A 22,039-nucleotide genomic window follows, 5' to 3' on the forward strand; every position below is an offset into this window, starting at 1 on the left:
TTTTAATTACTTTTTTATACACTCAAACATGTAGGAAACTTATAATAAATTGCTTAGATAGGTTATATTTTTATAGCTCTATATAGTTAATAGTTATTCGTGGAAAACAGAATAGTAAGATCTTTTAAAAGGTAGTCTTAAATGAAACAATCTAATTTCAATCTAAAAGCAGCTTTTATTTCAACAGCAATCCTAGTAAGTGTAAGTATTAGTACTGCCCATAGTGCCCCTGCAGCTTCTGTGCACTTCACCAGTAAAGGTGAACTTATCCAGCCTAAGGATTATCGAGAATGGGTCCATGTGGGAACTCAAGTCACCCCAAATGATATGAATGATGGTAAAGCAGCTATTCATGGATTTCATAATGTCTATGTAGATCCAGAAAGTTTTGCTTATTGGAAAAAAACTGGCAAATTCCGTGATGGTACGGTGGTAATTAAAGAATTATTAGATATAGGCACTAAAAATGCCTTAACTGGTAATGGTTACTTTATGGGTAAACATACAGGGCTAGAGGCAGCTATTAAGGATTCAAAACGCTTTCCAAATGAGCCAGGTAATTGGGCTTATTTTATGTTTGGTACCAAATATCCTTTGCCTCAAACTACTGCTGCCCAGCCTACAGCTGAATGTAACATCTGCCATCAGAAAAACGCTCAAGATGATTGGGTATTTACCCAATATTACCCAACCCTTACTGCAGCAAAGCCTAAAAATAAAACTAACTAAATTGTAAGCTAAAAATTTAAGGGGTAGATGTTTTACCCCTTATCTATCGGTATTTCTGTAGTAGATATATGGTGGGTACCAACAATTTTATTGTTGTGGTTTAGGTAAACTAGAGCAGGTTTAAAAAACTCTGCTTCTGTACTGTTAAGCATCCCGTAAGTACATATAATTAGCCGATCGTTAAGACAAGCTTTCCGTGCAGCGGCGCCATTAAGAGAGATTGTTTGAGATCCAGCATCAGCACGCATTGCATAAGTAATAAATCGCTCTCCATTATTAATATTATAAATATGCACCTGCTCATACTCTTTAATTCCAGCGGTATCTAACAAAATGCTATCAATGGCACAGGATCCCTCATATTCTAGCTCAACTTGCGTTACACAAGCTCGATGCAATTTTGATTTTAATAAAGTTACATACATAGAGGGTTTATCTTTATTTCGTTTTATCCTAGCTGAATGGGTATATTATCAATAAGGCGCGTCTTACCTAAATAAGCTGCTCCTAAAACAACAAAGTTGTGATCTTCTTGACTCGGATCGAGTAGATTTATAGTTTTAATACTAACATAGTCAGGTTGAAATCCGTGATTTACCAATAAATTATAAGATTCTTGCTCTAAATGGGTAAAGCTTTGTTTTCCTTGCTTAATCTTTGTAGCAATGTGACTTAAAGTGTTAAATAAAAAAGGAGCTTGTACTCGCTCTTGATCAGATAAATAACTATTTCGTGAGCTAAGAGCCAAGCCATTTGAGTCTCGTACTGTGGGGATATTCTTAATAATTATTGGCATAGCTAGATCAAGCACCATACGACGAATAATTAATAATTGCTGATAATCTTTTTCTCCAAATAGGGCTATTTTAGGCTGAGTAATATTAAAGAGTTTTGCCACAATGGTAGTCACTCCTTGAAAATGCCCTGGGCGATAAGCACCTTCAAGAATATCCGAAAGGATAGGTACATTAACTTGAGTAGTTTGCTCTAAGGGCTGAGAATATATTTCTGTAATCGAAGGAGTAAATACGGCAGCTATATTATAGGGTGCTAAAACTCTTAAATCATTTTCTAGCGTTCTTGGATAACGCTCGTAATCTTTTGTATCATTAAATTGTAAGGGATTCACAAAAATACTAACGACTACTCTATCAGCTAGAATAGTAGCATTTTCTACTAAAGCTAAATGACCGGCATGAAGATTACCCATAGTAGGGACTAGAGCGATTTTTTTATGGGTAGACTGCCACTGATTTACTTGTTCGGTCATCAATGCCGTAGTTTGAATAATTTTCATCAATAGCTTTGTGCTAAACTTGGAAATTGCTTATTTTTGACTGCATGCACATAGGATTTAACCCCATCAAGTACACTGTCTTTATCAGTTAAAAAATTATGATTAAATCTAGGAGCTTTTCCTTGGGTAATCCCTAACATATCGTAGAGAACAAGCACTTGCCCATCACACTCTGGACCTGCACCACAGCTTATCACTGGTATTTTTAAGGCCTGAGTAATTTTTTTTCCTAAGGCTGCAGGCACGCACTCTAGAATAAGCATATCCGCTCCTGCTTGCTCTAAAGTGACGGCATCTTCATAAATACGATCTGCTGAAATCTGATCCTTACCTTGTACTTGATAACTACCTAATTGATAAATAGATTGAGGTAATAGTCCTAAATGAGCACATACTGGAACACCATAGAGGCTTAGCTGATAAGTAGTTTCTTTTAAGAAAGCTCCTCCCTCTAACTTAACCATGTTTGCTCCCCCTTCCCTCATTAATCGTCCAGCATTATGAAGTGCTTGAGGAGGTGACGCATAGGTCATAAAAGGCATATCAGCAATAATAAAAGAGCGTTGGCTACCTCTTACTACATTTTTGCAGTGATAGATCATGTCCTCTATATTCGTCGTAACCGTACTTTCCTGCCCTTGAATCACCATCCCTAAGGAATCTCCAACTAGGAGTACATCTACTCCAGCAAGTTCTAATAAAATAGCAAAACTTGCATCATAAGCAGTAAGCATGGCAATTTTTTCACCTTGCTGCTTTAATTGTTTAAGCTGAGATAGGGTAAGGCGTTTCATCCAATTTTGTGATATCAGTATAGATACAATGGGGTATTAGTTCTCTTATGTGCCCCATACTAGGTATTATAAGATGAGGGGCTATTTCTTCAAGTGGGTACATTACAAATCCTCGCTCATGCATCCTAGGGTGAGGAATTGTAAGTCGTACTGTCTTTAGCTGTATATCTTCATATAAAAGTATATCTAGGTCTAAAGTACGCTCTCCCCAATGGCGAGTCTTTATTCGTTGGTGATTTTTCTCTATCTGTTGTAAACAAAGTAATAAATTCTCTGGAGTCAGCATAGTGATTATTTTAGCAACTGCATTAATATAATCAGGCTGATCTTGAGGACCCATAGGCTTACTTTGATAAAAACTGGAGCAAATTATATACTTAGTATTAGGTAAGTGATTTAATTCAATTAATCCCTGAGATATATGGGATTTTGGGCAATCAAGATTGCCTCCTAGCCCAATATATACGCTAGCCATCTACACTTACTAGCTGATTTAATTTAGGTTTAATTTTTTTAGTTTTACTACGATTGGATCTGCTTCTTTTAGGATTTAAATAATTTAACCGCTCTTTTTCTTCCAGACTCTGGACTTTGTCCCACCACCGGCATAAGTTTGTGTCTTGCTCATTAGGAATTTCATCGGCTTGATTGCGAAGCAGTAAAAAATCATAAGCAGCTCGAAACCGAGGGTGTTGTAATAAACGTACTGCTCGTATACCTTGTTGGTATTTAAACCGAGGTTGTAAATACCATATTTCTTTCATAGGCAAGGAAACACGTCGTGGTAATGTAATATGACGAGATTGATTAATAGAAACAGTTTCTACTGATTTTCTAATGAGTTCCCCAATTTTTTTAGAATCTGGGTATTGATCAATTAATTTTTTAATTGGCACCCATAAAAAAACAGCAAATAAAAAGGCAGCAGTTACTGGTTTTTCTTCTAAGACTCGGTTATCTGTGTTAATAAGAGCTTGTTCTAAGAAAGATTGAGAGAACCTATCTCCTTGTATCAAATATGTTTCCGTTTCTGGAAATAGCCATTGAAATAACCCAAAGTGACGAAGCAAGCTAAAGGCTTGTATCGCATAGCCACTTAAAAATAGCTTAATCACCTCTTCAAATAGTCGTGCTGGAGGAATATTCTGCAAAGTAGATGCAAATTGATATATAGCCTCTTTACTCTCAGGATGAAGATCAAACCCCAGTTTACACATAAATCGTACTGCCCGTAGCATCCGTACCGGATCCTCCTGATAGCGGGTTGTCGGATTGCCGATTAAGCGAATCTGGTGCTTTTCTAAATCTGTTATGCCACCTGTATAGTCAATTACTGAATCAGTTCTAATATCATAATAAAGTGCATTAATAGAAAAATCCCGTCGCCAAGCATCCTGTTCTAGAGTACCGTAAATATTATCGTCTACAATTCGCCCATTATGATCTAACAATTTTTCTGAGGGTGGAGCTCGGAAGGTAGATACCTCAATAATATTTCGCTTAAATCGTACATGGGCAAGACGAAATCTACGCCCAATCAATCGACTATTAGGGAATAGTTCACGAACCTGCTCAGGAGTAGCATCAGTAGCTACATCAAAATCTTTAGGTTTATAACCTAATAATAAATCCCGTACGCATCCTCCAACTAGGTAGGCATTAAAGCCTGATCTATTTAGATGCTCTAAAACCTTATGAGCAGGATCACTGATACACTCACGGGGAATGCCATGCTTAGATTGAGAAATGATTGTTGGAGAATTTATAATGGTAGCTCTTTATTTTTATAAACTAAGGAAAAGTAACCCCGCCCTGTTTTGCACAAAGTAATCGATAGCTAGGTAACTTAACTCTTTAAGCAATTTACTTAGATATGTATAATAGCAGATACTTAGCTCCCATCGTCTAGCGGTTAGGACATCGCCCTCTCAAGGCGGTAACAGGGGTTCAATTCCCCTTGGGAGCGCCATAGTAACTAGAACCAACCTAAAGTACCCCCCCAGCAGCTCCTGCAATAATAATTAACCCAAGAATTAATAATACACCATGGATGATGTGGAGTCGTTGCCATGCTTTATCCGCATTGCCACCACTGCCTTTCATGATTCTTTTTAATAAACCGGCAGGGCGAAGTACAAATAGCATGAGTACAAACCATAGCCAATAAAATATCATTAAGGATAACCACCATTTATGGGGGTCATGAAGAGAATTCCATAAATTCAAACGATAAAGTAAATAAAAACCAGCAATTCCAATAATAATAATGGCAGTTTTTACTTGAGGTGCAAATCTAGATTCAATATGTTGAAATACTTCTGATATATCCCCTAATTTTCCGGCTCGAGCGAGGGGAAGAAATACAAAAGTGATAAAAGCAAGTCCACCAATCCACCAAACTACCCCTAAAAGATGTAACCCAATAGCAATTCCTAAATCCCAACTCATTTTCAATTTCTCTTAAAAAATTAGTATAAAAAATATTAAGGTTTATTTAACTCATTCCAACGTCTGTAAATTTCAATTGCTTCTTTAGATTGTTCTTGAATCATGGGTAATCTTTTCTGTCCTATAGGCTTAGTATACTCATCATAAAAGGTTTCTAGTTCAAAGTATTTACGATTATCTCGATAAAATGGAGCATAATCTTCCCGAGTTGTCATATAAATTACCTGTTTAGGGCTGCAGTAGTAAAGTGCACCAAGGCACATAGGGCATGGGCTAGTGAGTATATAAATAGTACAATCAATTAAATGCTCTGTTTTCAGCTTGATACAAGCCTCTCGAATTGCCAATATCTCTGCATGAGCCGTAGGATCATGAGTTTGGGCTACCTTATTTGGGCTTTCAGCAATAATTTCTCCATTGCAAACAATGACTGTAGAAAACGGTCGCCCACCCTCCTCCACATTTTTTCTAGCAAGATCAATTGTTCTAGTTAAAAAATATTGATGATTCACAGGAATCCCTCCTAATTTTTAGGTATAAGCAACCGCTAAATCTCTATATGGTATAAACTAGAATAAATAGTTATTAGATTAAATACTATAATTTTAGGTGAAATCTCACTATGTCCACATTATTAATTACCGGTGCTAACCGGGGAATTGGTCTAGAGTTTGTTACGCAATATATTCAAGTAGGTTGGAGAGTACTTGCCTGCTGTCGCAATCCAGATAAAGCAGAGACACTTAATCAACTTGAATCAAAACATCATAATTTATTGAGTATCTATCAACTAGATATTTCCTATTTTACGGAAATTGAAGAGCTAGCTGTGGATCTTTTTGATGAAGAAATTGATGTATTTATTAATAATGCCGGCATTTATCCTGAAGGCAAATTATCCTCCTATGATCTTTCCGATGATAACTGGATAGCAGGATTTAAAATTAACGCAATGGCTCCCCTTAAAATGGCACAGCTATTTGCTCCCCAAATTGCCCAAGGTCAGCAAAAGAAGATTATTAATATTACAAGTAAAATGGGTAGTATTGCAGATAATACTAGTGGCGGATCCTATCTTTATCGCTCTAGCAAAGCTGCTCTTAACATGATCACTAAAAGTCTTGCTATTGACTTAGCTCCTCAAGAAATAGCAACTGCGGTGCTTCATCCCGGCTGGGTACAAACTGAAATGGGAGGAGCTGGTGCTTTAATTACTACCCAAAAAAGTGTAGCAGGAATGCGTCAAGTCATTGAGCAGCTTACGCTAGAAAATAGCGGAAAATTTTATGACTACACGGGGAAAGAAATTCCTTGGTAGCTCCCTTAAAAGAGGGAGCTAGCCCCTTTCTTCCTAGCTTATTTATTGCTTATATTTTCATATACAACAGCTGCTTCTGCTTTTGACAGCACTGTATCATATAACCCAATTTTATCTTCTTCATGCTTATCTATGCCTGTATAAGTCAGGCTTGCATCTTCATAACATTACTCTTTTAAATAATTCCGGATCAAGCTGAGTAATTACATCTTTTAGGGTTCGCTCTCGGTAATCAGTTAAGTACATAAAGATAGGGATACGAGTTGCAAATTTAATCAGTTTTTCTTGAATTTCCTTACCTAGGCGAAAGTCCTTCACGAATTAAATTTAGCCATTTTGTACCTCAGATTTGTATTTAAATCAAAAGGATTATTTTTTTCTTGCCAATTCTTTTTTATTTATCGGCATAAGTCCAATTGAAAATTTAATCCCCAGCTAAGAAATTACCATTGCCACAGATGGGCTCTAAGAATCGAGAATCAATTCTTTGGGTTTCTTGATCTACTAAGTCCAGCATAGTTTAGATTTCCTTTGCTTCAGTATATATCTCATCATGATCTATTACATGTTTTTTAGATCTGAGATCACACCTTCTTAAATATTTTTCATTTAAAAAATGATGGTTCAGCTAATTTTAAGCTTTAATTCATTTTTTCTTCAGCTTGAATCATTAAGCTTATAGCTAAGGGTAAACTATAGATGGTGTCTATTTTATGGGACGAAATGCTACACACAAATGTATTGGGCTAGCCATCTTACTCTTTCGCCTACCTCTTGCTACTGGTAGTGAACCCGGACCATGCCCCCACGTACCAGAACCTATGATTTATGATTTAGTGCGTAATCTTTGTGCTTCCCGAGGAGAGATTGAAATTAATGCCTTAACTGAATATAGTCCAAATGAAGGTACAGTAACTCCTAGCCCTGAAATTGAATACTCTTTTTTAGATGGTTATGCGGTAGAACTTGAAGTAGATACGAATATCCCCGTAGATCCGGGTCATTTGGAAGGAAATATGAGGATTGCTGACTATAAGCCTTCATTGCAAGGTACCTTTGGCTATCATAATAGCCACTTTGCCCATGGATGGCAATTTACTGGAGAGTATTTTACAGATGGTAAGGGTTTTTCAAATACAGCAATATATCTATTAGAGTACCAATTTAATAAACATTGGAGTATTTTCAGTATGGCTGGCGCACGCCGTAGTGATTTTTTCTCTAATGTATTTTATAAGGGGATAGTTAACCAGAATCTTTTTTATACATTTTCATCAGGATTAATATTGGGGTTAGAGGTAAATTGGGTGTACAAACCCAACTTTCCTAGTAATTCTGATAATCTTATTGTTATGCCTGAAGTACATAAAGAACTAACAGAGCATATTAACTTACAGTTTGGGGTTGGATTAGAGCGAACTAAGCATAAGGATTCTCTTAATACAGGAATGCGGCTTGTCTATACTTTTTAATCTAAAAGTGCTTTAACCTAACAGGTTAAGGCAATCATTAACCCTTAAAAAAGGATAATATTATGAAAATAAATAAATTATTTATAATTTCTTCTTTAGGATTAGCTATGAATTTCGCCCAAGCCGATGTAACTAATTCTATTGAAAAAGTAATGCCAAATAAAGGGCAAGCAACACAAATTCAACAAAATCATCAGAATAATACTCAAGAGATTGAAGCTCTTTTTAAGAAGTTAGATGCAGCAGCTTTAGCAAATCATCCTAATGCAACTATAAGTGATTCTAGCTTAAAGAAGAAAGGGAGTGCTTATAGTTATAAAACTAAATTAGTGGATACTCAGGGAGTGCAGTGGAAAATTGAGATTAACGCCGCTGATGGTACTGTCGTTAATGAAAAATCTAAAGCCCCAAAAAAGAAATCAAAAGAATGATGATTCGAAATCATTCTATAAAATGGGGGGTAGTGTTAGCTGCTCTCCTTTTTTCTGTCTCATGGAGTTTAAGAGCAGACCTAGGCCATAATGAGGCTCTTCGCTTGCGCCAAGAAGGAAAAATATTATCTTTTGAAAAAATTTTAGGAGCTGCTTTAAAACGCTACCCAGGGGCACTATTGCTAGAATCAGATCTAGAGCAGAGAAAAAAAGATATTTTCATTTATGAGCTAGAGATTCTTACTACCTCAGGTGTAGTACGGGAGCTTAAAATTAATGCAAATGATGGGCAAATTATTAAAGATCAAGTAGATGACTAATGCGACTATTATTAGTAGAAGATAATGTAGCACTGGCAGATCAACTACTACCACTATTTAAAGGTCATGGTTACGCCATTGATTGGCTAGTCGATGGTCGAGATGCAGTAATTGCACCCCATGATAGCTCTTTTGATTTAGCTATTCTTGATTTAGGACTACCCGGCTTAGGTGGGCTAAAAGTATTAGAGCATTGGCGATCAGTGGGGTTTACTTTACCGGTACTCATTTTAACTGCTCGAGATTCTTGGGCGGAACGCTTGGAAGGGTTACGAGCAGGTGCTGATGATTATTTAAGTAAACCTTTTCATCCTGATGAATTATTACTTCGGGTACAAGCAGTGCTACGCCGTAGCCATGGTACCGTGAATAACCCACGACTTGAAGCAGGAGAACTAGCCTTAGACGAGTCACGTCGGAGCGTTTGGCAGGCAGGAAAAGAATATGAACTCACTCGCGGCGAATTTCGTCTATTGCGTTGTTTTATGCTAAATCCAGGTAGGGTATTAAGCCGTATGCAGCTCAATGACCATCTATACAATGGAGAAAATGAGCGGGATAGCAATGTGTTAGAAGTTCATGTAAGCCGTTTACGTCGCAAGTTAGGAGAGCAAATTATAGAAACACGCCGGGGCCAAGGTTACTGCTTTTTAGGATAAATCCATGATTTCCATGAAACGCCAGCTAGGAATTGGCTTATTTATTAGCCTATTTATTCCTGGGGCACTCATGGGGGAAATAGCAATTTGGTGGCTAGATCAAAGACAACGTACCTCATTAATAACTAGTTTACATAGTGAAACTATCAATATTTTAGCTGCTTTAAACCACCTACCTGAAAGTAAAAAAATTTATTTAAACCAGCAAGCAATTAACCCTATCTATCATCGCCCCTTTTCTGGCCATTACTTCATTATATCTTTAAAAGATACTTATTGGCGTTCTCGCTCTTTATGGGATTTTCAACTAAAGGAACTTGAAAAAGATGGACTGAGTATTGATTTAATACTTGGTCCTCAAAGGCAGAAATTACTTCGCTACCAAGCCCATTATCAAATTGCCAATCAGCCTATTACTATTGTTGTTGCTTTGGATTATGCCCCTCAACTGGAGGATTTTACCTATATTAAAGCCCGTGGTATTTTACTTTGGATTTTTATTCTTGTATTTTTAGCATTGCTTCAGCAGTGGCTTATTCGCCGTGGCTTAACCCCTCTTCATCTTGTCCATCAACAGTTGGCACAATTTCGAGATGGGCAACGTACTATGTTAGATACTGATGTAGTAGAAGAATTAAAACCTTTGGTAAACGAGGTTAACCGATTACAAGATTATACGGAAAGACAGCTACGCCGATCCCGGCATGCTGTAGGCGACTTAAGTCATGGGTTAAAAACCCCCTTATCAGTAGTAAAAAATCAATGCCAAACTCAGTTACAAAATATTGATCCAGATCTTGCAAAAAATATGAGCGAACAAATCCAGCAAATGGAGTCTAGTATTAAACGTGCATTAGGTCGAGCGAGGATTGCCGCAGAATTTGCTCCAAAAAATCGATTTATCCCTACTGAAGATGTTCCTTTGCTGCTTCGCACTTTACGACAAGCCTATGATCATGGACTAGAGTTAAAAATAGAGAGAGGATTGCCCAATAAATCCCTTCCTTTCGATCGGGATGATATGTTGGAGTTACTAGGCAACTTACTAGATAATGCCTGTAAATGGGCGGATCGATTAGTATGCCTTACTTTAGAGAGTCAATCTAAGGGACTAATGATTACAGTAACCGATGATGGTCCTGGAATTGATCCGATATATCAAAAAACCATGCTTGAAAGAGGCACTCGCTTAGATCAGCAAGTACCTGGACAAGGGTTTGGCTTGGGAATTGTGAATGATTTAGTAGAAGCCTATGAGGGAGAGCTATTTTTAAATAATAAATCTGAAGGTGGCTTACAAGTTCGTGTTTTTTTACCGCTACCTAGTTTAAGAAAAACAACATCAAGCTAAATCCATATCTTTGGTCTCTCCAATCATTAAAACAGCAATAAAACTTAGGAATGCTGCAATACTTAAATAATATCCTACAAACTGAAGACCATAGTGAGTAGCAAGCCAAGTAGCAATATAGGGAGCCAAAGAAGCACCAAAAATTCCAGACAAATTAAAACTAAGGGAGGTACCCGTATAGCGTACATGAGTGGGATAAAGCTCAGAGAGTACAGTTCCTAGTGGACCATAAGTATAGCCCATCAAAGAGAGACCAATTACTAACCCTAATAATACACCCCATACGCCTGCTGAGAATAAAGGAGCAAATAACATGCCGAAGATAGCAATAATTCCACTAATCCATAAAAGAGCATGGCGCCGACCATGTTTATCTGCATGGAGTGCTGAAAGAGGGATAGTGGCTCCAAAAAATATCACTGCAACAATCTGCATAAACAAAAATTGTTCTCGAGAGTATCCTAGCTGAGTAGTACCCCAAGTTAAAGCAAATACAGTGACTAAATAAAATAAAACAAAAGTTGCCAGTGAAATGATCGTACCTAGAACTAAAGCACGGGTATGATGTTGAAACACAGAAACCATAGGCACTTGTACCCGTCCTTCTTCATCTAGAGTTTTTTGAAATACAGGGGTTTCAGTAATTTTTAATCGAACCCATAAACCAATAATGACTAATCCAGCACTGGCAATAAAAGGAATGCGCCAACCCCAACTAAAAAATTGATTATCGGTTAATAAGGCAGATAAAATTAAAAAAATACCACTAGCCGCAATAAAACCAACAGGTGCTCCTAATTGGGGAAACATGCCGTACCAAGCTCTCTTACCTAAGGGAGCATGCTCAGTGGCTAATAATACAGCACCGCCCCATTCCCCACCTAGCCCTAGTCCTTGGCCAAAACGGCATAGAGCAAGCAATAGGGGTGAGAAAATTCCAATTTGTTCATAAGTAGGTAACATACCTATTAACACAGTACATATACCCATAGTAAGTAGAGCAGCTACCAAGGTAGCCTTACGACCTACCCGATCGCCAAAATGACCAAATAATCCAGAACCTAAAGGTCGAGCAAAGAATGCTAAAGCAAAAGTGGCTAAAGATTGTAATACTCCTGATGTAGGATCTGAAGCAGGAAAAAATAACTTAGGAAAAACCAGCACTGCAGCAGTAGCATAAATATAAAAATCAAAAAATTCGATGGTGGTGCCTACCATACTTGCAAAAAGCACCCGACCTAATGGATTAATAGGCGTACTTGTCATGGGTTTAGTCTTAGTAGATAAAAAAAAGGTGCCTTAATTGTACAGCATAAGGCACCTATCTAAGCTAGTTCAGCTCAAAGGAGGGTGAAAATTAGGTAGGATAACCGTCTCTACTTTTCCATAGAGATTCATACTGCTCTTTAGTTCTCGGACCAAAAGTAGCAAAACTTGGGTTAGGAGAAAGAGCATACTGCTCTCGGAAATTTTTGACTTTATCTTGCTGTAATTTTTTGATGCGGCTAGAGTTAATACCGTGGATTCCCAGTGCATTGTTTGCAAAGATTTTCTCTTTTGCTGCTTTTGTTAATGGGGGATAGCCATATTTTTGTTGAAATTCTTCTGAAATTTCAAAGCTAGCAAAAGTTTGAATTTGATCCTGTGGGCTACCATACCAAATACTATCCGTACCCCAACAAATCCGATCTTCTCCAAAATATTTTAGTAACTTCCCCATGAGATGAGCTGCTCGATTCGGATGGGACATGCTATGACGCCATACGCTGCCTAGCTCTGCATATAAATTCCCTTGATTAGGTTTAAAGCCGCTCTCTTGATGGGCTTTGATGAGGCGATCTACGCCTTTTGGATTGCTAGGATTATAAGGACCTTCAGCTACTTCGTTTTCAAATCCAGAATGAAAAGTGATAAAGGTTACTTGAGGAAACATTTTTGCGATTCTTCCCATATCTTCTGGTGAAGAATATTTATACTCAAGCCCCGGTAGAGATAACCCTTTATGAACACAGATAATCGGTTTTTTTAGTTTAATTGTTTTCTTAATGGCTGGAATCCCGTATTTTGGATCGTCTAAGAAGAATCCTACCCCATTAGGTCCCCATTGGGGATAGAATTTCCATGCATCTATTTGATATTTTCCAGCCTGCTCATCCATAAAATCAAGAGCACCGGCTTCATTGGGTAGCACACCACCATGGATTAATGCTCGATTACGATCCCCAAGGGTTTCAATAAGATTCCTTACTTCAGCGGCATAGTCCGTAGGAGTGGGATTATGACCTTTTGCCCCCCATAGCGCAGAGACTACTGCAATATCGGTTTGGCTATCTAAGAATACTTCCTTAACTAATTGTTGGGCAGAATAGCAATGAAATCGTTCTTGTTCTGCTGATTTTCCTAAGCATTTAGGAGCTTGATCAAAGACCTGAGTTAGAGTTTGAATCCAAATTTTCCCTTCTTTGCCTGTTGCCCAATTTCCAGAAGGCTCTACACAATGGGTTTGCATATCCATCACTAAATAAGGGCTATTCACTGTTTTTTCTGCTAGCTCTGATTCAGTAATTGTTTCTGCAGATACGTTGAAAAAGCCACCTGTTAAGCCTAGATAAGCATGGGCTTTATTCATTACAAATAAGGTAGCTGCCGCCCCACAGGCGGATTTTAAAAATGATCGCCTAGTTCTACCTAGGTGCTTTGCTAATTCAGAAGCTTTTTTGCTAGCTTCTTCTTTGATTTTTTTCTGATCATCGGTAATTTCATAGGGGGCAAACTCACCATTAGAGGTGCCATCTATTTTTATAGGTAGCCGCTTCCCTTCAGGGTCAAAATCATACATATAAACCTCCTCATAATAGAGAGTGCCCCGCTCAAGAGCTTGTATTATTCAGCTGCTATTTTGATCTGTCCTTTCATACCTGCTTCCATATGTCCTGGAATTAAACAAGCAAAGTCTACAGTACCCGATTCATTAAATTGCCATATCAGTGCACCACTCTTTCCTGCTTCAACTGAAACTGCATTGGGATCTTCATGGTCCATATTGGGCATTTGACGCATCATCTCTGCATGCTCTTTAAGTTCATCCATAGTGCCAATCACCATTTCATGAGTGATTTTTCCATCATTTTTCACGCTAAAGCGAATAATTTCATTAGGTTTTACTGTGATTTGATCAGGTACAAAACGCATACTATCATTCATAGTTACTTTAATGATTCGGTTAACCTTGTAAGGACTTCCAGGTTTTCCCGCTGCTGATTCATGGCTATGCTCTCCACCATGGCTACTGCTATGCTCCCCGTGGCTAGCATGTTTATCATCATCTCCATGCCCTTCTGCATTTAATACAATGAAAGATAATGCACCTAGTATTAAGAATAGTATTTTTTTCGTCATAATCTAGTCCTGTCTAGTTAAAATTATTTAATTTAATTAAGGTAAATATACCTGTATATAAATCTTAGGAGAGAAACAGGATGGTGTATAGATGCTAGTTACTAATTCATTGAAACTACTTATTTTTAAACATTAATCATTAGACAAAATAAGCAAATATTTGTAACATACACTATTGTATGTTGATCGTTATATTTTAAGAGTATAAAACTATTAGTGACTAGAAAAACTAAAGCCAGTTCTCAAGAAACCCGTGAAGATATCTTATAGGCAGCAAGTTTTATTTTTGTTGAAAAAGGGGTAGCTAAAGCAAGCCTTGAGGAAATTGCACAAAGAGCAGGTGTCACTCGGGGGGCAATCTACTGGCATTTTAAAAATAAAATAGATATTTTTCAGTCACTTAATAATAAGTTATACCAGCCACTTACCGATATGATTTTACAAGATCTAGAAAAAGATCACCCAAACCCACTAAAACAGCTTTCAGATTTATGTACTAATTTATTAATTGATTTAGAGCAAAATGCTCAGAAAAAGCGTATCCTCACTATTTTTTTTTTAAAGTGTGACTACTCTGGGGATATGGAAGAAGTACTAAAAAAACAAAATCAGCAAAAATTAGAGAGTTTTGGCTTATTAATCCGCTATTTTGAGAGAGCTCAGGAAAAAAACTATTTAACAACTAAGGCTGATCCAAAAATTCTAACTTTATCTTTATTCTGCTATTTAACAGGTATTGCTCAAGAATATATTAGAAACAGTGCTTGTTATAATTTAAAAGAGCAAATTCCTATTATGATGAATCATTTTTTTGCAGGATTTAGTAAAAATTGTGATATTAAATTATTTAACTTAACTATAAATTAATTACTTATTGGTGTAGGTGAAATTATAAATTCTCTAATTAGTTTATTTTGACTAAGCGTAGTAGCAAGTGATCCAATATGATGTACATGGTTTGTACGAATTACCATACTATATTCAAAAAAATCCTCTTTATTGTTAATACGGTAGTTTAAGTTAGAAACAGTAAACCCTTGGTTTTCTGCTAAATAGCGAATTTCTGCCTCTGGTATTTTTTCATGGGGCATAAAACGAATCGAAAGATAAGCATAAGTTTGTACAGGAATTTTACTTTCTAACCACTTGAAAAAAGAGAGTATACCAAGGATAAGAAAAGCGGCTAAAAATGCAGGAAAATAGAAACCAACCCCAATCAATATACCAATAGCAGCCGTAGCCAAAATGGAAGCAGCTGTAGTTAATCCATGGACAGCTACCCCTTGCTGCATAATTACCCCTGCTCCAAGAAAACCAATTCCTGTGATTATCCCTTGAGCCATTCGAGTAGGATCCATTCTGGTATATTCTAAAGCAGCACTGGGAAGCCAATACATTTCATAGGTAGTGACGAGCATTAAAAGACAAGTAGAAAGGCATACTAAAGCATAAGTGCGAAATCCTGCAGGGCGACTATGATAACTACGTTCAAGACCAATAAAAGCGCCTATCACAAGGGAAACCAGTAGCCGTAAAGTAACTTCCGTATAAATCTCTTCTAGCATGATATGCTATATTGTTTTTAGGTTTTTAATAAGCAATGATCTAACTTAAAATATAGTAAGGCTTGGTCCAAAATTAGAATAGCAAATACTTTATCATTATCTTAAATTTTTGTTTGAAAACAGTATAGAGAGGTGAAAATAATGGGCACGAATGTGACAAAAAATTGAACAAAATCAAGTAGAAATTATAAACTAATATTAATATCTAATTGATATTATTAGTGATATAACATATGGCATATATTTTGCTTTGTTTATCTCCAAAGATAAGTAAAATATATACCAATCACTATGTTATCCTTTCTTAAGAAATACTTATTCCCGCTATTATTTGGCTGTAGCTCTATTACAGCCCAAGCAACTATTATGTTCAATCCAATTTATGATGATGTAAACAATAATACAGGTATTGGGTTTGATGATCCAACTATAGTTGGTCCCAATGGGCTGACATTAGGGCAACAACGCCAAGATACTCTCCAAGGTGTATTTAAATATATCAATACAGTGATTAACGAAAATGGAACTTTTAACTTGGAAGTTGGCAGCCTTAGTACTTCATCACCTAGTACTCCATCTAACAGCGATAATATAATCGCTGGTCAACCCCCCTTGGTCTATAGTAGTTTATCTATGGATAATACGCCTACCAATGATATATTGGCACAAGGAGGTGCTAACTATCTTATTCAGAATGGATTTAATAACAGCTTCCCTTCCATCCATATTACTACAGGGGACAATCCCTGTGGAGAGGGCAATTCTCTCTGTCCGGGAGTTCCTTCTGACGTAACTATACCTGATGCTACGATACAGTTTAATTTTGATCAAAATTGGAACAGCAGCTTAGATGCTCCTGCATTTGATCAGTACGATCTTTTCACTGTAGCCCTCCATGAGATTGCTCATGACTTAGGTTTTGATTCCTTTATTAGTGAAACAGGAGCAAGTATTTATGCAGACCAATACGGTATTAATGCCTATACTACCTATGATAGCCATTTAGTGCTTGGAGATGGCACACCACTTATTCCACTTATTAATTCTGCAGGAATATTTGACGTTTCTCCAAGTGCCTTGACTAGCAATAATGTTTTCTTTAGTGGCGAGCATGCTAATGCAGCTAATGGAGGAAATCCTATTCAAGTCTATGCTCCTTCCACTTGGGAGCAAGGCTCCAGCCTAGTCCATCTAAATAATCCAAGTGATTTAATGTACTATTTAATTTATCCTGGTACTGAGAAAAGAACTTTTAGTGACGTAGATTTAGGGATTTTGCAAGATCTCGGTTACAATTTGCATAGTGCTAATAATGGAGGCAATGGAGGCGATAATGGCAGTGGAGGTCAAACTCCTCCTAGTAACGTTCCTGAACCAAGTAGTTTAGCGTTATTCTTATTGGGTAGTATTTTCATTTATTCTCGTAGGAATCTATATTCTGTAATTTAAATTGAAATTTTTTAATTACCTGTAATAATACTAAAGCAACTAAAGCACAAATGGTTGCTGCAATACATAGCCAGTTAAATAGATTAGTATAAATAAGCAAAGTAATTTGGGGATCAATAATATTCTTAGGAATTGCTGCTAAGGTAGCAACCCATCCGCCAAAGTATTGGGAAATACCCGTGACAATAAAATAAACTCCCATCATTAATCCACCTATCTGATCTGGGGTATAGCGGGCAATAACAGCTAATCCTAAACCACTAATCAGCAGTTCGCTGAGTGCCCCAAAACCATAGCCCCAAACAATAAACCAAGAAGAAATTCTACCTTCGGTATTGGAAAAATGTACTGCTATGCTATAAACAAAGAAGCTGGCTGCCATCGCAATAAAACCAATGATAAATTTAGTAGCAATAGAATTATTTTTTTGATTAGTATAAATATAACTCCAAGCAAGAAGAGGGCTTAAGATAAAAATCCAAATAGGGTTTAATGCTTGGAATTGAGCAGGTGCCCAATTAAATAGATGGATTCCAAAAATATAAAACCCCCAATCCACATTACGCAAGATAAACAAGGCTAGCGAGGTAGCCATTTGTTGATAAAAAATAAAGAAAAAAACAATTTGTAAAGTTAAAAGAAAGGTAATAATTAATCCATATCGCTCTTTGCCTTGATTAGTAGCCATTAAAAAAATAAAAAATAGCAATACACTAATCCCAGTTATATATATGAACCAGCGAGCAATATATTCGTTTTTAATAACAAAAGCAGAAAAAAATATAAATATGATGCTCCCGATAAACACTAAACTAAGCCTATCTAACTTTATTGGTTGAAAATCTGGATAAGAGCCAATATGTGCAATACTCTGATGCATCATAAAAAAGTAGCTTAACCCTAAAATAAGCCCAATAGCACTGATTGAAAATGCAATATACCACCCAAAATCACTATGGAAATAGTCATTGATATAGTCTTTTACCCATGGGATGAGTAGCATAGAAATCATAGAGCCTATATTCACTGACATGTAATACAGGGTAAACGCACTTTCTATTTTAGAGTTATCTTGTTGGTAGATTTTACGGATCATATTGCTGGCATTTGGCTTAAATAAGCCATTGCCCACAATAATGACCCCTAAGGCTAGAAACATAAAATCGGTATCTTGCTTAGGTATTGCTATTAATCCATAGCCTATGACAAGGATTACTACGCCAAGCAATAAGGTACGGCGTGTACCTAGCACTTTATCACCCACCCACCCACCAATAACTGGCGTAGTGTAAATGAGTGCAACACAAATACTCCAGCTTAAATTAGCCTGCTGATCGCTAAATCCAAGTTGTTGTACCATATAGTAAACAATCAGCACCTGCATGCCGTAATAGCCGAAACGCTCCCACATTTCAATAACTAAAATAGTGGTAAATGAATGAGTCTGGGAGGATAAAGAAAAGGCTAAATTTACAGGTTGCTTGTCCATAGGTTACCTTGTTTTTTTTATATATTCAGCTATACATTAGAATTATATTTAAATGATTATCATACGCATTAAATTTTAAATAGCTTTATTTAAAATGAAGTTATGGAAGAACAACAGGCTATATCTTTTATCGCAAGGCTACCGAGAATAATTCAATATAAGTTTATCTGGCTACTATTCGGAGTTTATTTTATAGCAGCCTTATGACCAAAATTAGGATTAGATATTTGGCATATCACACTTGGTCAAGTAGTTATTTTTAAGGAATAAGGAAGAAATACCTATCAAAATTCCTTTACTTATGCGGCTTTTTTACTATTTAATACTGGGTTACTAGCTAAACTCTCTAAAATTCAAGTTATATCAAAATATCTTGTTATTTTATTGGTATTTGGCATCTTTGCTAAATTAGTTATACCAGCAATTTCTGCTATTGGTGCCTCTGAAATAATGAGATTATGGCATCGCCCAGATAAAGCTCAAAACATTTTAGCAGGACTTGCTTTAGTTGCAGCTATGTCTATTGCTGGCTCATCCACAGTTTAGTCTTTAAATTCTCAAGGTAATGTTATACTTAGTTTAGATTTAGTGATCATAACAACCCTACTTAGCCCGTTTACAGTACCCTGCATCTTGCACTCAGTAAGTTTCATAACGGTTGGAAATGGTGCAAAAGTTTTAAACGAAATAGCGAGCAGAGGGGTAGGAATACTTTTAGTCTTAAGTATCGTAATACCATCAGTAATGGAAATTATACTAAATTGCTTAATTAAAGACAGAGACTTGTTGCGTGTTAAACTTTATTTAAAGCTCATTAATTTATTTGTATTGCTATTTATGGCCTATGTTAACACCGTTATTTCTTTACCACAGGTGATTGCCCATCCTGATTATGATCTTTTAGCTATTATTTTCCTCATTACCTTTGGTCTATGTGCCTTTATTTTTTTTATAGGCTGGGCTATTATAGGGAAGCTATTACATGCTACCCATTCCCAAAAAACATCACTTATGTTTAGCCTTGGCATGAGCACCAATGGTATTGGGTTAGTACTTGGATCATTAATGCTTACTAATTACCCCTCTGCCATATTAGTTATCGTATTTTATAATTTTGCCCAGCAGATTATGACAGGAGGAATGAATAGGGTTTTATTTTAATAAAACCCTATTGCTTGATTATTTTTACTGCTAAAAGCCTAATTAACTATAGTTTCTTTAGAAACTCTACAAGATCACTCTTTTTAGATGCGGAAAGCCCAATATTCATCTTTGTATTGTACCTTTCCACCATATCTTGAAGTGTTGCTGCAGATCCATCATGAAGATAAGGGGGATGTTGCCATAAACCACGTAATGGGGTAGTCCGCCACATTCCAGTTGCAGTACGGGTAACATAGAGTTTATCATCGGCTACCGTATCTTCCGGTGAATGTGATCGTTCATTAGCATCAGTAAATTTGTCTCCGCTATGGAAATTTGCACAGCCTGCAGCACCATTAAATAATGCCTCACCCCGATTAGCAGCGTCAGGATTAAAGCTTCCTGCAGGTGGAAGTGGTGCAGCTATAGAGAGTTGATAAGATTGTAGTGCAGCCAACTTATCAGTTACTAAATCTTGGGTACCATTAACAATGAACACACCAGGTTTCCAGCTGGGTTTTAGACCAGGTTGATCAGGATTCATATGGGTGCCGATTCTAGGATCTGAAAACAATCCTTACCCTCCCATCTGGGTAACGCCTACATAACAATTCCAGTAAAACAATGATGGTCCATCTCCTGTATAAACCACGCTGTTGATACCCTCTAAACCGTAAGCAGGCGGTATGACCACGTGGTTACTAAGGCCATCAATGTTAAAACGAGGATCAAATAATCCGGGACCCCAAGAATTATAAACATCTTTTTGTGCTTGAGTCAGTGCAGGGGATAGAGCGATAATCGCCCCAGGGTTTAAATCGTGGTTTGGCCAACCATCCAATCGATGACCTATCCCTGCTGAAAATGAATTATCCACAGTCGAGTGACATAAAGCACAGCTCACACCTAATTGAGTTAAGGTACCATTATTGCTTACTTGGCCTTGAAGACCAACAACGGCGTTAAGCTTTAACAAGGTCACAGTAGTAGCAGGGCTAGTGAGATCGACACTACCATCGGCAATGCTCTCTTGTACCGCTTGAGGTAGCGCATCTATGTCTACCTTTAAACCTACGGCAAGAGCAGTTTTTGGATCTACAGCCTGACTAACTACTTCATTCATATGTAACTGGCCAGTCCAGAAAATTTCATCTCCAAAAGTTTCGAAACGAAAGACCTGCTGACCTTGTGTTACTAAGGTTGGATCAAGCGGACCAGAATTGCCTTCTCCAGTGCCAGTTAAACCATAGCTTATGGTTGCAGATATAGCTAATAGTGACCCGCTAGCGAGTGCAACAAAACCTTTTTTATTTATCATTAATCACCTCTTTATTATCCGATAAGGGTTACCTGCGTATGGGGGCGTAACCTTATAAACGCACCGATAAACAATAAACCTAAACTAAATATTCCGAGGGTAGCAGGCTCTGGCACGCTAGATGGGTTATTTGAGGTGATTTTACCGGTAAAGTTTTGCAAGATAATATCACCGCTTGCGGTGCTGATAGTGCCAGTTTGTCCTTGAAAAATAGTTCCGCCACTAAAGCTAGTGAGTGATCCAAACTCAGTGCCAAAAAGAGTACCACTTGAATTGGGTGTGGTAAATGAAAGTGAGGCTGTGTCATTATCTGCATTTTTAAGATTTACACTATATGCAAGTGGCTCATCGATTTGTGCTACCAATGGATCTTGAGTAGCTATCGTATCAAAAACAGGAATAGATAAATCGGGAAAACTAAATGTTATTGAAGTAATTTGACCAATTTCTCCAAAATTCTGGCTCGATCCAGTTGGATCAACAGTCATTGCACCTGAAAAATTAGTAGAAACAGAATTATTATCATTAGTGTTACTTGAGAAGTATTTCGCCTGCCCACTGATATTAAACGACATTGGGCCAGCAATAGCTAGAAAGGGGAAAAACCCAATTGTCATCCCCACTAGCGATATTAGCCATTTTTTTAGACCGGAGGGCTTTATACCCATATTTACCTCCTAAAGATGAAAGATATAAAAAAACGAGATTTAAAAGGTATCGAGGTAAGATAGTGAGTTATAAATGTATATTTAAAATACACCTATTATATTAAGTGCACAATAGTAAGAAATAGTAAGGGTAGGTTTTTCTTTGAAATCTAAAAAAATTAAGATTGTAAATACGCACACTTACTAAAT

At 37.0% G+C, this 22,039-nt stretch carries 27 protein-coding genes, 1 tRNA gene and 1 pseudogene; 13 read left to right on the forward strand and 16 right to left on the reverse strand.

The window, feature by feature from the left end; all coding sequences use genetic code 11:
* The first annotated feature begins 141 nt into the window (after positions 1-141).
* Positions 142-729 (forward strand): cytochrome P460 family protein, encoded by a 588-nt coding sequence (locus OOL07_RS05860; protein WP_264695563.1) that lies wholly within the window; start codon positions 142-144, stop codon positions 727-729.
* Between the two features lie 32 nt (positions 730-761).
* On the opposite strand, the gene panD is transcribed toward OOL07_RS05860, so the two are convergent.
* The 5 genes from panD to pcnB are packed head-to-tail and all read right to left on the reverse strand — an operon-like array spanning position 762 to position 4,589.
* Entirely contained in the window at positions 762-1,154 is a 393-nt protein-coding gene (panD, locus tag OOL07_RS05865) for an aspartate 1-decarboxylase (RefSeq protein ID WP_264695565.1), read from the reverse strand.
* A 23-nt stretch (positions 1,155-1,177) separates the two neighbouring features.
* Complete coding sequence (panC, locus tag OOL07_RS05870) at positions 1,178-2,026, reverse strand: pantoate--beta-alanine ligase (protein WP_264695567.1); 849 nt, start codon at positions 2,024-2,026, stop codon at positions 1,178-1,180.
* The gene (gene panB, locus OOL07_RS05875) at positions 2,026-2,820 is read right to left on the reverse strand and encodes a 3-methyl-2-oxobutanoate hydroxymethyltransferase (RefSeq protein WP_264695568.1); all 795 of its coding nucleotides are present in this window, start codon (positions 2,818-2,820) and stop codon (positions 2,026-2,028) included. The genes panC and panB overlap by 1 nt, the downstream gene beginning before the upstream one ends.
* A complete protein-coding gene (gene folK, locus OOL07_RS05880) occupies positions 2,792-3,295 on the reverse strand; it encodes a 2-amino-4-hydroxy-6-hydroxymethyldihydropteridine diphosphokinase (protein WP_264695569.1) in 504 nt (167 codons plus the stop codon). Before folK ends, panB begins: the two co-directional genes overlap by 29 nt.
* Complete coding sequence (gene pcnB / locus OOL07_RS05885; protein WP_319804045.1) at positions 3,288-4,589, reverse strand: polynucleotide adenylyltransferase PcnB; 1,302 nt, start codon at positions 4,587-4,589, stop codon at positions 3,288-3,290. The genes folK and pcnB overlap by 8 nt, the downstream gene beginning before the upstream one ends.
* 125 nt (positions 4,590-4,714) lie before the next feature.
* Here pcnB and OOL07_RS05890 point away from each other — a divergent pair.
* A tRNA-Glu gene (locus tag OOL07_RS05890) sits at positions 4,715-4,789 on the forward strand.
* A 17-nt stretch (positions 4,790-4,806) separates the two neighbouring features.
* On the opposite strand, the gene OOL07_RS05895 is transcribed toward OOL07_RS05890, so the two are convergent.
* Positions 4,807-5,268, reverse strand: coding sequence for a hypothetical protein (locus OOL07_RS05895; protein ID WP_264695571.1), 462 nt, complete (start codon positions 5,266-5,268; stop codon positions 4,807-4,809).
* Between the two features lie 35 nt (positions 5,269-5,303).
* On the reverse strand, positions 5,304-5,780 hold the full coding sequence (locus OOL07_RS05900) for a nucleoside deaminase (protein WP_264695573.1): 477 nt from the start codon (positions 5,778-5,780) through the stop codon (positions 5,304-5,306).
* A gap of 110 nt (positions 5,781-5,890) precedes the next feature.
* On the opposite strand from OOL07_RS05900, the gene OOL07_RS05905 reads away from it, so the two are divergent.
* Positions 5,891-6,586: an SDR family oxidoreductase gene (locus tag OOL07_RS05905; RefSeq protein WP_264695575.1), complete on the forward strand. Its 696-nt coding sequence runs from the start codon at positions 5,891-5,893 to the stop codon at positions 6,584-6,586.
* A 159-nt stretch (positions 6,587-6,745) separates the two neighbouring features.
* On the opposite strand, the gene OOL07_RS05910 is transcribed toward OOL07_RS05905, so the two are convergent.
* Positions 6,746-6,904: a hypothetical protein gene (locus OOL07_RS05910; protein WP_264695577.1), complete on the reverse strand. Its 159-nt coding sequence runs from the start codon at positions 6,902-6,904 to the stop codon at positions 6,746-6,748.
* Between the two features lie 395 nt (positions 6,905-7,299).
* Here OOL07_RS05910 and OOL07_RS05915 point away from each other — a divergent pair, with 395 nt between their 5' ends.
* The 5 genes from OOL07_RS05915 (at position 7,300) to OOL07_RS05935 (ending at position 10,819) form a co-directional block, all read left to right on the forward strand.
* Positions 7,300-8,058: a hypothetical protein gene (locus tag OOL07_RS05915; RefSeq protein ID WP_264695579.1), complete on the forward strand. Its 759-nt coding sequence runs from the start codon at positions 7,300-7,302 to the stop codon at positions 8,056-8,058.
* A gap of 62 nt (positions 8,059-8,120) precedes the next feature.
* A complete protein-coding gene (locus OOL07_RS05920; RefSeq protein WP_264695581.1) occupies positions 8,121-8,489 on the forward strand; it encodes a PepSY domain-containing protein in 369 nt (122 codons plus the stop codon).
* A complete protein-coding gene (locus tag OOL07_RS05925; protein WP_264695582.1) occupies positions 8,486-8,809 on the forward strand; it encodes a PepSY domain-containing protein in 324 nt (107 codons plus the stop codon). Before OOL07_RS05920 ends, OOL07_RS05925 begins: the two co-directional genes overlap by 4 nt.
* Positions 8,809-9,468: a response regulator transcription factor gene (locus tag OOL07_RS05930; RefSeq protein WP_264695584.1), complete on the forward strand. Its 660-nt coding sequence runs from the start codon at positions 8,809-8,811 to the stop codon at positions 9,466-9,468. The genes OOL07_RS05925 and OOL07_RS05930 overlap by 1 nt, the downstream gene beginning before the upstream one ends.
* A 4-nt stretch (positions 9,469-9,472) precedes the next feature.
* Entirely contained in the window at positions 9,473-10,819 is a 1,347-nt protein-coding gene (locus OOL07_RS05935; protein WP_264695585.1) for a sensor histidine kinase, read from the forward strand.
* On the opposite strand, the gene OOL07_RS05940 is transcribed toward OOL07_RS05935, so the two are convergent.
* The 3 genes from OOL07_RS05940 to OOL07_RS05950 form a co-directional block, all read right to left on the reverse strand.
* Positions 10,811-12,085: an MFS transporter gene (locus OOL07_RS05940; RefSeq protein ID WP_264695586.1), complete on the reverse strand. Its 1,275-nt coding sequence runs from the start codon at positions 12,083-12,085 to the stop codon at positions 10,811-10,813. The genes OOL07_RS05935 and OOL07_RS05940 overlap by 9 nt on opposite strands.
* A gap of 91 nt (positions 12,086-12,176) precedes the next feature.
* Positions 12,177-13,658 carry an amidohydrolase family protein gene (locus OOL07_RS05945; protein WP_264695588.1) on the reverse strand — a complete coding sequence of 494 codons (1,482 nt, stop codon included), beginning with the start codon at positions 13,656-13,658 and terminating at the stop codon, positions 12,177-12,179.
* Positions 13,659-13,702: 44 nt separating this feature from the next.
* A complete protein-coding gene (locus OOL07_RS05950) occupies positions 13,703-14,218 on the reverse strand; it encodes a cupredoxin domain-containing protein (RefSeq protein ID WP_264695589.1) in 516 nt (171 codons plus the stop codon).
* A 282-nt stretch (positions 14,219-14,500) separates the two neighbouring features.
* Here OOL07_RS05950 and OOL07_RS09290 point away from each other — a divergent pair.
* Both OOL07_RS09290 and OOL07_RS05955 read left to right on the forward strand, forming a co-directional pair.
* Positions 14,501-14,605 (forward strand): annotated as a pseudogene (locus OOL07_RS09290) (TetR family transcriptional regulator); the annotation flags it as partial.
* A 45-nt stretch (positions 14,606-14,650) separates the two neighbouring features.
* Positions 14,651-15,085 carry a TetR family transcriptional regulator C-terminal domain-containing protein gene (locus OOL07_RS05955; RefSeq protein ID WP_264695591.1) on the forward strand — a complete coding sequence of 145 codons (435 nt, stop codon included), beginning with the start codon at positions 14,651-14,653 and terminating at the stop codon, positions 15,083-15,085.
* Here OOL07_RS05955 and OOL07_RS05960 read toward each other — a convergent pair.
* The gene (locus OOL07_RS05960; protein ID WP_264695592.1) at positions 15,082-15,783 is read right to left on the reverse strand and encodes an MgtC/SapB family protein; all 702 of its coding nucleotides are present in this window, start codon (positions 15,781-15,783) and stop codon (positions 15,082-15,084) included. The two genes, OOL07_RS05955 and OOL07_RS05960, sit on opposite strands and share 4 nt — an antisense overlap.
* A 291-nt stretch (positions 15,784-16,074) precedes the next feature.
* Here OOL07_RS05960 and OOL07_RS05965 point away from each other — a divergent pair, with 291 nt between their 5' ends.
* Positions 16,075-17,232, forward strand: coding sequence for a PEP-CTERM sorting domain-containing protein (locus tag OOL07_RS05965; RefSeq protein ID WP_264695593.1), 1,158 nt, complete (start codon positions 16,075-16,077; stop codon positions 17,230-17,232).
* On the opposite strand, the gene OOL07_RS05970 is transcribed toward OOL07_RS05965, so the two are convergent.
* Positions 17,195-18,721, reverse strand: a complete 1,527-nt coding sequence (locus tag OOL07_RS05970) for a peptide MFS transporter (RefSeq protein ID WP_264695595.1) — start codon at positions 18,719-18,721, stop codon at positions 17,195-17,197. The genes OOL07_RS05965 and OOL07_RS05970 overlap by 38 nt on opposite strands.
* Positions 18,722-19,105: 384 nt before the next feature.
* Here OOL07_RS05970 and OOL07_RS05975 point away from each other — a divergent pair, with 384 nt between their 5' ends.
* A complete protein-coding gene (locus OOL07_RS05975) occupies positions 19,106-19,267 on the forward strand; it encodes a hypothetical protein (protein ID WP_264695597.1) in 162 nt (53 codons plus the stop codon).
* A gap of 198 nt (positions 19,268-19,465) precedes the next feature.
* Positions 19,466-19,882 (forward strand): hypothetical protein, encoded by a 417-nt coding sequence (locus OOL07_RS05980; RefSeq protein ID WP_264695599.1) that lies wholly within the window; start codon positions 19,466-19,468, stop codon positions 19,880-19,882.
* Between the two features lie 46 nt (positions 19,883-19,928).
* Here the strand turns inward: OOL07_RS05980 and OOL07_RS05985 are convergent, their stop codons facing one another.
* Genes OOL07_RS05985 through OOL07_RS05995 form a run of 3 tightly spaced genes read right to left on the reverse strand, consistent with a single transcriptional unit; the run spans position 19,929 to position 21,850 of the window.
* The gene (locus OOL07_RS05985) at positions 19,929-20,438 is read right to left on the reverse strand and encodes a hypothetical protein (protein ID WP_264695601.1); all 510 of its coding nucleotides are present in this window, start codon (positions 20,436-20,438) and stop codon (positions 19,929-19,931) included.
* A gap of 3 nt (positions 20,439-20,441) precedes the next feature.
* On the reverse strand, positions 20,442-21,182 hold the full coding sequence (locus tag OOL07_RS05990) for a hypothetical protein (RefSeq protein WP_264695603.1): 741 nt from the start codon (positions 21,180-21,182) through the stop codon (positions 20,442-20,444).
* 14 nt (positions 21,183-21,196) lie between these two features.
* A complete protein-coding gene (locus tag OOL07_RS05995; RefSeq protein WP_264695605.1) occupies positions 21,197-21,850 on the reverse strand; it encodes a PEP-CTERM sorting domain-containing protein in 654 nt (217 codons plus the stop codon).
* Positions 21,851-22,039 lie beyond the last annotated feature (189 nt).

This window comes from Candidatus Nitrosacidococcus sp. I8, assembly GCF_945836005.1.
Taxonomy (GTDB): domain Bacteria; phylum Pseudomonadota; class Gammaproteobacteria; order Nitrosococcales; family Nitrosococcaceae; genus Nitrosacidococcus.